The following is a 14620-nucleotide window of genomic DNA, read 5'->3' on the forward strand; positions in this document are numbered from 1 at the left end:
TCGACCTGACGTCGCTGAGCTCCTACCCGCGAGGACTCCGTAAACACAGACAGATCGCGCCGTCCGCCTGGCCTGCCGGCGGTCAAAAATGGCGTCAAACCAAGCAAAGTGTACCCTCTACGGGTCTCTGGGGTCAACCGGAATCCCGCGGAAGCTCAGTGGTTCAGATCTACATGATCATTGATTTATCGCTCAATCATGCTGATTTTTTTGTCGAATTATCGGAATGGTGATGCGGTTGATGGCAATATCTGGTGCCGACGGCACAAGCATTGCTAGCAGCGGCAGAATCGGAGCCCACAAACCCCTCATGAACTGATGACAACCGAACCCATCCAAATATCCGCACATCGACCCGGATCCGGATAGCTTTGGCAGCACCCCACATCTGGCCGATTATTGGTCCGTCGTGGCGCGCCGCCTGGGGCTCGTCATGATCATCTTCACGGTGACCGCTGCATCGTCCATTTGGGCGATCTCGCAGCAGGAGACGTTCTACTCCGCCTCGATGGCCCTTCAGGTGAACGACCCCGAAGACCAGCAGGCAGGGCTCGTGAACAGCACTCTAGGCGGAATGAACCTCTTCGTCGACCCGATCGTTTCCGAAGTCCAGGTGCTGTCGTCGGGTCCAGTGCTGCAGGCGATTGTGGACTCTTTAAGGGCTTAGACTCGTACGCGACGACTACGGAGTCCGGTCCGATCTCGCTCGGAACATCTGGGTCGATTCGGAGGCTCCGGACGGACTCTTCGAGCTTTGGTACGACGCGGAAGGGTTGAATGCTCAGCTCAGGAACTCCGATGGAGAGCTTCTTGTAGAGGCGCCCGTCGGCACCACTCTTGATGCCGGCTTCATGCGTTTCGTGCCGCAACGACTGGATGAGGATACCGACCAGCGCCTTTGGGGCCTCCGCATCGAACCCGCTCACTCGGTGGCGGTGGAGATCGGGTTTTCTTCCGAAGCGCGCAGTGAGACAAATATCGTGGACATCGGCCTCGTCCATGCTGACCAACACCTCGCGCCGTTGATTCTGAACATGGGCGGCAAAGTCCTGCGGGAACGGGGCGCCGAGTCCGTCCGCTCCGTGGCTCGCCAAGATCGACGCTTCATTCAGTCTCAGCTCGACAGCGCGGACGCGCAGATGAAAACCTCGCAGGAGGCCATCCGCGTCTTTAAAACGACACAGGCGTTCTCGTCGCTAAGTTTAAGGCAGCAGCAGCTCGTCGCTCGCTCCCAAAGGATCTACGACGATATCGAGTTGTTCAGATATCAGCGTCAGGTGCTCAGCGGGTTGGTGGACATGATCGCCGGCGGCGGAATCGAACAAGCCAACCTTACGGGTACCCTGGCAGAACTGCCGGAGGGTACGAACAACCAGGTTCACATCGTGATCCAGCGTATCCAGGCGGAGCAGGAAGTATTCCGCGAACTGGTCGAGCAGCAACGACTTTCGAAGGGTCACCCTCAGGTACAGTCCGTGCAGTCAAGCCTGGTCCAGATGGGAACGCAACTCCAGAGCGCTGCGACTGCCAGCCTCGGAGTCGTGACAAACCAGTTGGCCGGGCTCGAAGCTCAGGAACAGGACATCCTGGATGAGCAGGCTCTCCTCCCGGCGTTGGAGGGGCAGCTTTCGGCATTGGAGGCTCAACGGGCGATGGACGCGTCGGCGTACCAGATGATTCAACGACAGCTGTACCAGACTCGGATCGCAGAGGCCGCCGCCGCGCCCTACATTGAGATCATTGATCCGGCCACGGCCGCCCACCCTCTCGGGGGCAGCAGCCGCTTGAACATCCTCTTGGGTGGACTTCTCGGGATCATCTTGGGCGTTGGTGCGGCCTTCTTCCTTGAGTACCTAGATCGGACAGTGCGAACCAGCTCTGATGTCGAGTCGCTGCTCGGCATCCCGGTGCTCGGGGTGATTCCGCAGCTACATAGGCTCTCAAACGCGACGAGTGACGCGAGTCAATTGGAAGGCCGCGGGATCCCTCTGATCGTCGCGATGGACCCGCTGGATCCGGCCTCCGAAGCGTATCGCAACCTGCGCATGAACTTGATGTATGTGAGTCCAGATTCAGATAAGCGCCCAACCAAGACGGTCCTCTTCTCAAGCCCGGGACCGTCCGAGGGTAAGTCGACCACCGCTGTGAACTTCGCAGTGATGCTCGCCCAACAGGGACACAGAGTCCTGCTTATCGACTCCGATCTGCGCCGCCCATCTCTGCACCGAACACTCGACCTCCTGAGGGAACCGGGACTGACAAACTTGCTTATCGGAGATGCGGAGCCACGAGAAACCGTGCGCCCTAACGTTTTTCCGAATCTAGACTTCTTGCCCTCAGGGGTCTTTCCGCCAAACCCATCCGAACTTCTCAACTCGAAGGCGATGGTAAGGGTCATCGAGGAGTTCGAAGGGCGTTACGACTTCGTGGTGATCGACTCCCCGCCGCTCCTCGCAGTCACGGACGCCGCGATTCTCTCGGTGCACACGGACGGGGCAGTAATCGTTCTCCGCTCAGGAGAGACCGAACAACGGGCCGCCCAGCGATCCATCGATCAGCTCCGACGCCTTGGCGTCCGAATCTTTGGGGCAGTCCTCAACGAGGTCACTGCGGCCAATCCGGACGAGAGTTATTACCTCCAGTACTACGAGACATACACGCCAACAGGAACCGTCCAGAAGAGCGGTTGGCAGCAGTTGCGTGAGGGTCTGAGCAAGGTGACATTCTTCGGGTGACCCGGCCCTAGCAGCCGAGTTCAGGGGGCGGGAGAACGATGTAGTTCCTCCGCCCTTTTTTTCGCCAGCCCGTATCCGTTCACCCGCCACCCCACCCGCTATATGAACGGCACACCCGCCATCCCGCCGCCGGTCAACGAACCGGTTCTGACGTACGCTCCAGGCACTCCCGAACGAGCTGCTCTCAAGGCTGAACTCGAGCGGCAGTCCAACCTGGTTGTGGACGTTCCGCTCATCATTAACGGGGAAGAGGTTCGCACCGGCGACACCTTCGATGTGGTGATGCCCCACTCACACGGCCACGTGATCGCGAGGGCTCACAAGGCTGGCCCTGAGGAAACTCAGCGAGCAGTCGACTCAGCGATCGCAATGCAAGACGAATGGTCTTCCATGCGTTGGGAAGACCGGGCCGCCATTTTTTTGAAGGCTGCAGATCTTCTTGCGGGTCCCTGGAGACAGGTGCTGAACGCGTCGACGATGCTCGGCCAAAGTAAGACCGCGCATCAGGCAGAGATCGACGCTGCTTGTGAGATCATCGACTTCTTCAGGTTCGGCGCGCATTTTGCTGAGCGCATTTACTCCACCCAACCGATCTCCGAGTCGGGCGTGTGGAATCGATCTGAATACCGTGCTTTAGAGGGCTTCGTTTACGCGATCTCTCCGTTCAACTTCACGGCGATCGGGGCGAACCTCTCGGGCACACCCGCCATGATGGGGAACGCCGTAGTATGGAAGCCGGCACGCTCCGCGGTGTTGGCGAACTACTATGTGATGAAGCTCTTTGAGGAAGCGGGACTACCTCCTGGCGTCATCAACTTTATTTCCGGCGACGCGGTTTCCATCACCGAGAAGCTTCTCACCCACCGTGAGTTCGCCGGCGTCCACTTCACGGGTTCTACCGGGGTCTTCAATGGCTTCTGGAAGAAGATCGGCGACAACATGGACACCTACCGCTCGTACCCACGCATCGTGGGCGAAACCGGCGGCAAGGACTTCATCATTGCACACCCGGACTCAGACTGGGAAGCGGTAAAGACCGCAATCGTGCGCGGCTCCTTCGAATACCAGGGGCAGAAATGCAGCGCGGCTTCTCGGGCGTATATCCCGGCAAGCATGTGGGAGAAGCTCGAAGCTCCACTGGTCGAAGAGACCAACTCGCTGACCATGGGAGATCCACGTGACTTCACGAACTTTGTGTCCGCGGTGATCGACCAGAAGGCGTTCGACAAGATCAAAGAGTACATCGACAACGCTGAGGCTTCTGAGGACGCCGATGTTGTGGTCGGTGGCGGATGTGACGATTCAGAGGGATGGTACGTTGAGCCGACGATCATCGTCGCGAAGTCTTCTGATTATATCTCCATGTGCGACGAGATCTTCGGCCCCGTCATGACGATCTTCGTGTACGACGATGATGATTGGGCGGAGACGTTGAAGCTCGTCGACAGCACGTCACCCTACGCACTCACCGGCGCGGTCTTCGCGCGGGACAGGCGTGTGCTCCGCGAAGCCACGGATGCTCTGCGGAACGCTGCCGGCAACTTCTACCTGAATGACCGTCCCACCGGTGCCGTTGTGGGCCAGCAGCCGTTCGGCGGTGCGCGAGCGTCGGGAACGAACGACAAGGCGGGGTCCATGCTCAACCTGATGCGTTGGGTCAGTGCAAGGTCGATCAAAGAGACCTTCGTCCCGGCTAAGGACTACACCTACCCGTTCATGGACGGCGAGTAGGCTCTACGGAGTTGCAGCAACCAACGAGCGGTCTGGCGCGGGAAGCGTCAGGCCGCTCGTTTTTTATGACACCTCGGCTGCCTGAAGCCCACGACTGAAGTCATTCATTAGGTCGCCCACGTCTTCAATGCCGACACTGATTCGGACGAACCCGTCCGGGACTCCCAACTCCTCCCGAGCCTCGAGGGACAACGCCGTGTGCGACGTGTATCGCGGCTGAGAGACAAGCGTCTCCACACCTCCGAGACTGGGGGCGGCCATCGCGAGTTGCAGAGCTCCGATGAAGCGATCGGCAGCATCCCCTCCCCCGCTTAAGACGATGCTCACCATACCGCCGAATCCGGACATCAACTCCGAGGCAAGCGCATGGTCCGGGTGTGACACCAATCCCGGATAGATCGCAGCGGCCACCTCCGGTCGAGCCTCGAACCACTCCGCCAGCGCAGCGGCGTTGTTGTTGTGGCGATCCATCCTCACATCGAGAGAGCGGATACCACGGTCCAAAAGCCACGCTGTATTTGCGTCGAGAGAAGGCCCGTAGAGCCGGGACATTCGCGTAATCTCATGAATAACCTCAGCACTCCCCGCTGCAGAGCCTGCGATGAGATCCGAGTGGCCGCCCAGGTACTTGGTGGCACTTTGGATTACGACGTCTACGCCAAAGTCAGCGGCGCGGAAGTTGACCGGCGACCCGAACGTCGCGTCACACGTCAACAGCGCGCCGGCACCATGGGCTACATCCGCGATCGGACGCGGATCGAATACGCGCAACGACGGGTTCGTTGGAACTTCGATGTGAACAAGCTTGGTGTTGGGACGGATCGCAGCTGCAAAGGCGCCCTCTTCATCGGGATCGACGAAGGTGACAGGCACGCCTCTCCGCGGCATTTCATCTCTCAGCAAGGACAAGGTTGCGCCGTACAGGTACGACGACGCTACGATGTGGTCCCCCGCTTCGGTGAGCGCTAGAAACGCCATCGCAGTCGCGCCCATACCACTTCCAAGCGCCACCGCCGCTTCTGTGCCTTCGAGCGCGGCGATCTTCGCGCTCACTTGGAGCTGATTCGGGTTATTTCCGTATCGGCTATAGAGGAGTTCCCCGTCATCGGGCGTCGCCCAATGGAACGTCGCGCTCTGAACGATCGGGGGGACGACCGGATCACCAGGGCTGTGAGAGTGTCCGGCACCGTGAATGGACACGGTGGCAGGACGGTGCTGTTCGTACTCTCGATCGGACATTATTCCTCCCTAGGCGTTCGGCTACAGCAGGTGCTGCACAAGTCGGCTCAACGCGTGGTACCGTCCGGAGATAGGGCTTCGGAACGCCAACCGTCGCTCGACGATCCGGTCAAGAGCATCTCGCTCGCATTGCTCCGGGTACATGCTCAGGACCTCATCAGACCCGACCATCCCCTGTTCATCGAGTCGGTTCCACGCCTCCCGCTCGTGGTCGCCAGGCACGCCCAACAGCTCAAACGAACCCTTTCCGGTCTCTGCAACGGCCGCGAGGTTCTGGCGCTCAAGAACGACCTGAATCTGGTCTCGGTGCGGCTCGTGTACACCACAGAACACGAAGAACGCCTCGTGTGCATCTGCTTCGAGGTAACGCTGGAGAAGCTTGGCCACGACCTCATCCGCGCATGAGAAGTCGAGAATCGTCACCTCCGACAGGTCGATCATCGAAAGTGATCGCTCACCCACGCCGGCCAGTTGGTTTTCGATGGCCATGCGGACCGCCCGCCCCGTGGGGCGCGTCACCAAGTGCGAGTAGAGGGACGTCACCGTGCGTTTGACGAGCGAACCGACATCGATCGCGATCGGATCCAAGGGAAGCTCCGTCATACCTTGGCCGGGAGAATGATACTGATCTGGGAGCCGGGACACGGAGCCAAACCGTCCACGAGCGGTGGCGTGTCGTCCCACTCCGGCACCTGTCCGATTCGGGCCGTTCCACTTCGGATCGTGATCGCACCGTTCCACCTTTGGACTTGGCGGCGGATCTGTTGGATGCCTTGCCCTCTCCCCGAATCTGGGAAACGAGTCAGCCCGTGGAGAAACGCGGCTTCAAGCGCCGTCGCGTCACCCCACCGATCACCGTACCGCGCAGAGTGTTCGTCCATGAGTGAGCCGCGGAAGCCACGACCCAGATCCATGACAGAGATCACGACGACGAAGCGCCCCAGGCGACGAGCCCAGTTATACGCCTGCGCCGCGACCCATCCTGGCGACTCGGCATGCTCGAGAATGTTCTGACACACCTCGGAGAGGATCACCGAGAATTGGACGACAGAGGAGGCAGGATATCCCAGCTTGGTGGCGAGGACTGTACCCGCCCGGCTCTGAACCCGATCGACGACTTCGTGCACGTTATGGTTGGCCTGAATAGGCGTGATCTCAAGTAGCACATCCGATGGGCCACCTGCACGGCGAGAGGCCCGGCCATCGAACTCGAAGATCTTCTCGGCTTCCTGAAAGAAGCCCATTCGGCCCAGATATCCGATGACATCGGAGCTTTCTGGGAGTTCCAAGTGGGGCATCACCCCTTGCCGATCTCGAGCTATGCTGCCTGCGGTCAGGAGCGCCACCATACCGTTGGGGTCTACCCAACGGAGGTGTCGAGCATCGAACATGGTCCGCTCTTCCGGAGCTCTAACTGCGGAATCGAGCAGTTGGTCCACCGTTTGATGGTCCAGTGATGCGGGAACTGAAAGGACGTTCAAGCGCCTTCCTCCACATGTGAGAGCCGGCCGGTCAGGTGTCGATAGAGGCTTCGCGCGCCGCGATGCTCGACATTTCGGCCGGCTAACCGGTTCGCCCGAGCCATAGCGTTATCTAAGGTGTCACCCGCTAGAAGTCGTGCGAAGGTCGTCGCCCCCCAGACGTCGCCGCAACCCGTGGGGTCTCCGGTCCTGGGCAGATCTAGGAGCCCGACCCTGCCACTGTGGGCCCCCGTCGATACAGCAAGTCTCGTATCGGGGCGCCACTTCCAGGGATCCGACTCGAAGTCCGAACTCGTAAGGTACGCTGCCCCGCGCGGCCCCAGCGTGACGGTGAGAAGCTTAAGGTCCGGCCCGAGCGCGGAAGAAGCGAGACTCCAAGGATCGCCCCCTGCGCCCAAAAGCTCGAACTCAGCTTCATTCATCTGCACTGCATCGAAGCAGCCCAGCCACGCCTCCCAGGCGTCCAACGTCTGCGGAGTTCTGACTCCATGCCTGCTCATGTGGAGAAACAGCGAGTGTAGATCCGTGTACGTGGGCTTCTTGTACCCGACGCGTAGAGCCTGGGCCGTTTCGAGATTCATCTCGAATCCCGAGATGAAATTGACATAGAGCGCGTCGCACGCACCTACGGCGTGTGCGAGTTCCGGCCAACTCCACGGTGGGACCCCTCCCGTCAACCGCTCTACGCGCATGCCCTCGCTTTCGTATCGAAGCTCGACGCGATTGTTGGCCTCGGGCACGATCACAACCGCCGAGTCGTCGACTCCGGAAATCTCGCCGAGAAAACGGTACGCCTCTTCGGACAAGTCACGCCCCACCTTCATGATCGGCAGAATCCTCCAACCTTCCGGTAGAGATGCACTGAGCGCGGCGAGCGCATACCCGATCCCACCCCATTCTTCTACCGGCTCGGTCCGCCCGTCACGGTCCACGATCCGATCCCAGACAAGTGTGCCCAACACACCTAGGGTCCTACCGGTCACCCGGAGGCCATCCCTTCCGCGACGAAGACGCCCGCAGCGCCAACGACTCCGGCTGTCTCGGGGAGCTCGCCCGGCAGAATCCTGCAGGCAGCAACCGCGGAGGCGAACGCACGCCGCCTGACTTCCGACCGGAGCGGGACGAACAGATGGTCCCCGGCCCTCGTGACTCCACCGACTACCACCACAACCTCTGGATTCAACAGGTTGACGATGTTCGCGATTCCGGCCCCGAGGATCTTGGCGGTCTCCCGCATGACTTCGTGGGCGTACTCGTCACCGAGCACGAGCGCCTCGTAGACCGTGAGCGCCGTCAGACGCTCTAGGTCCCCATCAACGAGTTCAGTCAACACCGATTCGTAACCCACTTCAAGACCCTCACGTGCACGTGCGGCAATATTCGGTCCCGACGCGTAGGCCTCGAGGCACCCGTAGTTTCCACAGGCGCACCGCCGACCCGTAAAGTCGATGGTCGTATGGCCGAGCTCTCCGGCGCTGCCGGAAGCACCCCTGGCGATACGTCCGTCCAGAATCACGCCACCACCGATCCCCGTCCCGAGGGTGACACCCACCAGGTTCTTCACCCCCCGGCCAGCGCCCTGCCAATACTCACCGTACGTGGCACAGTTGGCGTCATTGTCCAACGTGGCCGAAAGCCGAAGGGGGTTTGCGATGCGATCTCGGATCGGGTAATCGGTCCATCCCAAGTTTGGCGTCGCGATGACAACACCTGCGTCGAGATCCAACGGACCTGGGCAACCGATTCCAACGCCCACCACGTCGGCCCGAGAACCTCCGTACTCGGCGAGCGTCTCTTCGATCGCGGCCTCGGCCATCCTCACGATGTCATCGACGCACGCATCGGCTCCCCGTTCGGGATTCGTTGCGCGCGAGCGAAGCCCCATCGGCGCTCCGCCCTCAACGGGAATCAAGCCCACGACGAGATTCGTTCCACCAATATCGACACCCACGACCCACCGACTCATCGGAACCCACCCAAGTGGGCAACCTGGGCGCGGGCGGCGAGTGTCGGGGGGAATGTCATGCGATCCTCAAGTCGATTTAGGGCCGTGAACGTCGCAAAGAAATGAGAGGCTCGCTAGGCCACGCTGTCGACTGAAAGCCTTAGTCGTCGCTGAGATTCAGCACGGCGAGAAAAGCCTCCTGGGGGATCTCCACCGTACCGACCTGCTTCATTCGCTTTTTGCCCGCTTTTTGCTTCTCGAGGAGCTTGCGTTTACGGGAGATATCGCCGCCGTAGCACTTCGCAGTCACGTTCTTTCTGAGAGCCTGCACGTTGGTCCGCGCGACGACGTTGTTGCCGATCGTCGCTTGGAGTGCAACCGCGAACTGCTGTCGAGGAATGAGGTCCTTGAGCTTTCGCACGAGGTCCCGCCCATACAAGAACGCCTTGTCCTCGTGGATGATGACACTGAAGGCATCCACTGCCTCACTGTTCACGAGAATGTCGAGCCGGAGGAGTTTGTCCGCGCGCCACTCGTGGAATTCGTAATCGAGCGATGCATACCCTCGGGTCCCGCTCTTCAAGCGATCATAAAAGTCGAGCACGATTTCGGAGAGCGGCAACTCGAAGTCGAGTTCGACCCGCTGCGGGTCCGGATAGCTCATCCCTCGGAAGATCCCGCGCCTCTCGTGGCACAGTTTGTGGACGTTCCCGATGTACTCCGCGGGACAGAGGATCCGAGCCAATACGATGGGCTCCAGAATCTCACTGATGCGCCCTGGGTCTGGGAGGGCGGTTGGGCTCTCCACTCTCATCTCGGAGCCATCGGTCAACGTGACGTGGTACTCCACGTTGGGCACCGTGGTAATCAGATCGACTCCAAACTCACGATCCAGTCGTTCTTGAATGATCTCCATGTGGAGAAGGCCCAAGAAGCCACATCTAAATCCAAACCCCAGAGCTACTGACGTTTCTGGCTCATAATTGAGGCTAGCGTCGTTGAGCTTTAGTCGTTCGAGCGCGTCCCGGAGGTCCTCATAGTCGTCCGCGTCGGTCGGATAGAGGCCGGCAAAGACCATCGGGTTGGCTTCCTGATAGCCCTTGAGCATCTCCGTCGAAGGATTCGTGGCATCAAGGACGGTGTCCCCCACCCGCGTGTGAGACACCTCCTTAATGGCGGCGACGATGTAACCAACCTCGCCTGGCTCCAACTGCGGACGCGGAACCTTGCCCAGTCGCATGCACCCGACTTCGGTCACTTCATACGTCGCGTCCACATTGCCGAACGTGATCGTCATCCCGGGTTTGACCGTGCCGTCGATCACTCGTACGGAAGGGACCGCACCCAAGTACTTGTCGTAGTAGGAGTCGAAGATCAGCGCCCGGAGCGGAGCCGAGGCGTCTCCGGTGGGCGGAGGCACCTTGTCCACGACCGCGTCCAGGATTTCCTGAATGCCAATCCCTTCCTTCGCACTCGCGAGCAACACATCCTCCGGCGCGACGCCCAGCAGATCGACCACTTCATCGCGCCGCCGTTCCGGTTCGGCACCGGGAAGATCGACCTTATTGATGACCGGGATGATCTCGAGATTCGCGTCCAAGGCCAGGAACAGATTAGACAGTGTCTGCGCCTGGATCCCTTGGGTGGCGTCTACGACCAGGATCGCTCCCTCGCAGGCGGCCAAGGAACGCGACACTTCATAGGTGAAGTCCACGTGTCCGGGCGTGTCGATCAAGTTGAATTCGTAGTCTCGCCCGTCCTTGCCACGATGTGACATCCGGACAGCGTGGAGCTTGATCGTGATGCCGCGTTCCCGCTCGAGCTCATTGTCGTCGAGGACCTGGTCGCGCATCTGCCGAGAGTCGAGCGTCTCTGTACCCTCCAAGAGACGATCGGCCAAAGTAGACTTCCCATGGTCGATGTGCGCCACGATACAAAAATTGCGTATGCGGTCGGTGTCCAAGAATCGTCGGCGTGAAGCGGAAAGTGGCTCGAGACGAGGCCAAAGTTAACCGGCCAGACAGGGGTCCCCTACCCCTTTGACTAGAAAATCATTGACTGGTCGAGCAACCCCTGCCTAGTCTTGGATTATGCTAGATTCCGTTCCTCCAGTGTGGATTTCACGCTCTCGGCCCTGATCGCTACGATACGTGCCCAGAGGCGGTGTTCGGATTTCCTTACCCAGCCTCCCAGGACAACCCATGAAGTCATTATGGATGACCCCCGTAATTTTGGCGGGTGCCCTCCTCCTCGGTGCCTGTGAGATTCCAACCGAGGCTCCGATCGTCGAGCAACGGTGGATCATACCCGTGGATGAGACAACCGTCAGCGTCAACGAACTGCTTCCGAACGACGTCATCGTCAATGGCAGCAACTTCGAGCTTAGTGTCGATCCGTTCAGCACGGTCCAGAATCTCGGGACCCTGTGTGGATGTGCAGCCCTGAATGGGCTGACGACCGCGGCACCTGCGTTCAGTTCGTCGTTCACGCTATCCGAAGGGCTTCCCGCTGACGTCTCCTCCGCGACGATCTCGAGCGGCTCCGTTTCGATCGATATCCAAAACGGCATCTCCTACGATGTACTCGCAGGCGGTGGCAGCCTGACGGTGACCGTCACAGATGGACAAGGCGGCGCCCAGGTCGGTCAAACCATGTTCTCCGGCAACCTCCCTGCGAACAGCACGGCCACGCAGACGATGGCGATCTCTTCCGCGTCGATCGGGTCTACCCTCTTCATCACTGTAGACATCTCATCGCCGGGTGGACAGAGCACAACGATCAACACTGCTGATCAACTCACCGTCACGGCGACCACGACGTCCTTACTCGTGAGTTCGGCGTCTGTGAACGTCGTGAGTCAGTCCGTCAACTTTGATCCGGTCGACCTCGACGTCGAGGACATCGGGGCCGAAGTCACGGACCGACTCATTCAGGGGACGATCATCCTAGATGTCGTGAATCCGTTCGGCGTTTCCATCTCGGGAAATGTGGACATCGGCGTCACGTCGAAGAGTTTCTCGATCTCAGCAGACGCAACGTCTGAGGTATCGATCAGCTACACCGGCGACGAATTGAAGTCGTTCCTCGGGCAAGCTGGAGTGACTTTCTCTGGGTCCGGGACGGCATCGGGTGGATTGATCACCGTGACTCCTACTCAGGTCATGACCATTGAAGCGACACTCGACCTCACGATCAAAATCGGCGGATAAGGAGACGACCATGCGTACGAATAGATTCTTCTCTGCGGTCGCTCTGATCGCAGCAGTCGGCCTCGGCGGCATTAATGCCACCCCAGCCGAGGGCCAGCTCGCCAACGCGAGCGCAGCGAGCCTCGGCCTTTCAGGAAATAACACGGCCACGGCCCGTGGGTTTAGCGCCATCAGTGTCAATCCGGCCGGCCTGGGCATGCCCGGGTCAGGCTTCAGCCTCGCCCTCATGGGCGTACAAGGGCGCTCGGGTCTAGATCCGCTCAATCTCGCGGATTTCAACGACGTCGCGGGCACGCTCATGAGCGCGGCTGTGAAAGACAATTGGCTCAGCCGGATCGATGCGGCGGGTGGGCTCTCGGGTTCATTCGGTGCTGAAGTCTCGGAGATCGCGCTCACGATGGGCAACTTCGGGCTGCAGGTCTCGACCGTTGTTGGTGGATCGGTCACACTCCCGACCGGAATTGCGGAAGCCATGTTGTACGGCAACGCAGGACGGACAGGATCACCAACTGACCTGTCTCTTTCAGGTGCTTCAATAGACGGGTTCGCCATCTCGACTGCGGGCCTGAGCCTGGCCTTCCCGATGTCGTCACCGTCGGGCGATATGGCGATCGGGGCGACGTTCAAGTACTCCGTTGGCCACGGGGTCGCAGTCGGCAGAAGCACCGCGGGTTCCGTTCAAAGCAATCCGATCCGCGTCGATGTGGACTTCCCCATCGTCCTCACAAGTGAAGCCGCAGATTTCGCGAACGGCGGAAAGGGCATCGGTCTGGATCTCGGCTTCATGATGAAGCAAGGCAACCTCTCCTTTGGCGCGTCGATTCAGAACGCGGTAAACACTTTCGCCTGGGAAGAAGGCGAACTCGCCTATCGGCCCATCGACGTCGAGTTCGAACAGAGCACCAGTTCCGCCGAGACGGACGAGCAGGCCTATGCAGGTGCGCCTGCCACGCTCAAGGCGCTGGTTACCGCTATGACGATCAAGCCGTCGCTTCAGGTCGGGGCGGCACTTGATTTGAGTGACGACCTCACAATCTCGGGAGACCTCCACAACCGATTCAGCGATGGGGGCATCGCCTTCACGCCGAAGTTCCACCTAGGTGCCGGTGCTGAATTTCGGGGACTGAAGGTCATCCACCTGCGGGGTGGAGCGGCCATCATCACGGATGGCATTCAATACAGTGGCGGACTCAGCCTCGTTCTTGGTCCGGTGAATCTCTCAGCGGCTGCAGCAGTGCAGACGGGTGACCTCGGCGAGAACTTCTTGGGTCAGTTCACCTTCTCTCTCGGGAACCGCTAAAGCGCGAGATCTGGGCAGAGCAAATGGCCCGGTCCCCAGTTGGGGGCCGGGCCATTTTTTTGTCTAACTACCCCCGCGCCCACCGCGGCGTGGCGGTGGGCGGGTCGCTCGCGCGCGAACAGTCGGCCTGGCTGGTGGCGATGACCGGGTCGATGTAGGCCGACTCGAAATCGACGGACGAACTCGGGCCGTCTTAGGGCGCGCACCCGCGGCGGCGGCGGGACGTGACGTCGCCGGACGAGATCGAGTTCTGGCAGGAGGTCGGGCAACCGGACTCGAGCGGGTCGGAGGGCGCACGAAGGTCGCCTTCGTAGGTCTGCTGCGGCTGGCTCCAGACCCCGTCCTTGCCGGTTGCGGACGAGTCATGGATCGAGTCGATCGACCCGTCTTCGCCCGGCTGCCGGCCGTATTCTGGACAGCAGTGTTCAGCCTTCGAAGCAACGAGGGTCTTGCGGTACCAGACGATTTCCGAACCCCGCTGTAGGGGCGCTCGCGCGTCGGAGTCGCCGAAGTCGGCGTTCTACGGGTAGGGCCAGCTCGGGCAGAACCCGTCGCCCTGCGCGTGGACACCGAACCGCTAGAGGGTCTAGCCCGAGCTGGCTTCGTCGGGCGAGACTGAATCACTCGGCTTGAGCCTTCTCGAGCCACCGGCGCCGTTGAAGGTCGCCTCGTCGGCACACTCCCCGCGTTTGACCGCCGCGAGGCTACACCGGCGGAGGGGGCAACCTTAGTCTGTCTTGGCGGAGTGAGCCGATCTATTCCGCGGGCAACGTCTGGCTCCTTGAATTGCGCCCCTCGCGCAGGCAGCGGAGGAGGTTCCCTGAACCGCACCAGGGGTGACCACCCCTCGCCGGGGTTCCTATTCACCACCGTATACCTCGGGCGATTCCTCAGAGGAACCGGGAATACCGCCCGGGTTCCGGAGTAGCGGACCGCCGGGTAGTAGTATGGATCGTCCCAAACTACGACCCGAAAGTCAG

At 60.5% G+C, this 14620-nt stretch carries 11 protein-coding genes; 5 read left to right on the top strand and 6 right to left on the bottom strand.

What is annotated here, in order from left to right; all coding sequences use genetic code 11:
- The first annotated feature begins 409 nt into the window (after window positions 1–409).
- The 3 genes from P8L30_11965 to pruA all read left to right on the top strand — a co-directional run bounded on the left by P8L30_11965 (window position 410) and on the right by pruA (window position 4466).
- Entirely contained in the window at window positions 410–667 is a 258-nt protein-coding gene (locus tag P8L30_11965) for a hypothetical protein (GenBank protein MDG2240908.1), read from the top strand.
- Between the two features lie 106 nt (window positions 668–773).
- Entirely contained in the window at window positions 774–2735 is a 1962-nt protein-coding gene (locus tag P8L30_11970; protein MDG2240909.1) for a polysaccharide biosynthesis tyrosine autokinase, read from the top strand.
- Window positions 2736–2837: 102 nt separating this feature from the next.
- Window positions 2838–4466 carry an L-glutamate gamma-semialdehyde dehydrogenase gene (gene pruA, locus P8L30_11975; protein MDG2240910.1) on the top strand — a complete coding sequence of 543 codons (1629 nt, stop codon included), beginning with the start codon at window positions 2838–2840 and terminating at the stop codon, window positions 4464–4466.
- A gap of 63 nt (window positions 4467–4529) precedes the next feature.
- On the opposite strand, the gene P8L30_11980 is transcribed toward pruA, so the two are convergent.
- The 6 genes from P8L30_11980 to lepA form a co-directional block, all read right to left on the bottom strand.
- Window positions 4530–5705 carry an aminotransferase class I/II-fold pyridoxal phosphate-dependent enzyme gene (locus P8L30_11980; GenBank protein ID MDG2240911.1) on the bottom strand — a complete coding sequence of 392 codons (1176 nt, stop codon included), beginning with the start codon at window positions 5703–5705 and terminating at the stop codon, window positions 4530–4532.
- 21 nt (window positions 5706–5726) lie between these two features.
- Window positions 5727–6308 carry a hypothetical protein gene (locus P8L30_11985; GenBank protein ID MDG2240912.1) on the bottom strand — a complete coding sequence of 194 codons (582 nt, stop codon included), beginning with the start codon at window positions 6306–6308 and terminating at the stop codon, window positions 5727–5729.
- Window positions 6305–7186, bottom strand: coding sequence for a hypothetical protein (locus tag P8L30_11990; protein ID MDG2240913.1), 882 nt, complete (start codon window positions 7184–7186; stop codon window positions 6305–6307). Before P8L30_11990 ends, P8L30_11985 begins: the two co-directional genes overlap by 4 nt.
- Window positions 7183–8169, bottom strand: coding sequence for a carbohydrate kinase family protein (locus P8L30_11995; protein ID MDG2240914.1), 987 nt, complete (start codon window positions 8167–8169; stop codon window positions 7183–7185). The genes P8L30_11990 and P8L30_11995 overlap by 4 nt, the downstream gene beginning before the upstream one ends.
- Window positions 8166–9152: an ROK family protein gene (locus P8L30_12000; protein ID MDG2240915.1), complete on the bottom strand. Its 987-nt coding sequence runs from the start codon at window positions 9150–9152 to the stop codon at window positions 8166–8168. The genes P8L30_11995 and P8L30_12000 overlap by 4 nt, the downstream gene beginning before the upstream one ends.
- Window positions 9153–9291: 139 nt before the next feature.
- Window positions 9292–11094, bottom strand: a complete 1803-nt coding sequence (gene lepA, locus P8L30_12005; protein MDG2240916.1) for a translation elongation factor 4 — start codon at window positions 11092–11094, stop codon at window positions 9292–9294.
- Between the two features lie 238 nt (window positions 11095–11332).
- Here lepA and P8L30_12010 point away from each other — a divergent pair, with 238 nt between their 5' ends.
- Entirely contained in the window at window positions 11333–12340 is a 1008-nt protein-coding gene (locus P8L30_12010; GenBank protein ID MDG2240917.1) for a hypothetical protein, read from the top strand.
- Between the two features lie 10 nt (window positions 12341–12350).
- Window positions 12351–13640, top strand: coding sequence for a DUF5723 family protein (locus tag P8L30_12015; protein MDG2240918.1), 1290 nt, complete (start codon window positions 12351–12353; stop codon window positions 13638–13640).
- The last annotated feature ends 980 nt before the right edge of the window (window positions 13641–14620 follow it).

The sequence above is a fragment of the Longimicrobiales bacterium genome (assembly GCA_029245345.1).
Classification (GTDB): Bacteria; Gemmatimonadota; Gemmatimonadetes; order Longimicrobiales; family Gaopeijiaceae; genus CALFPJ01.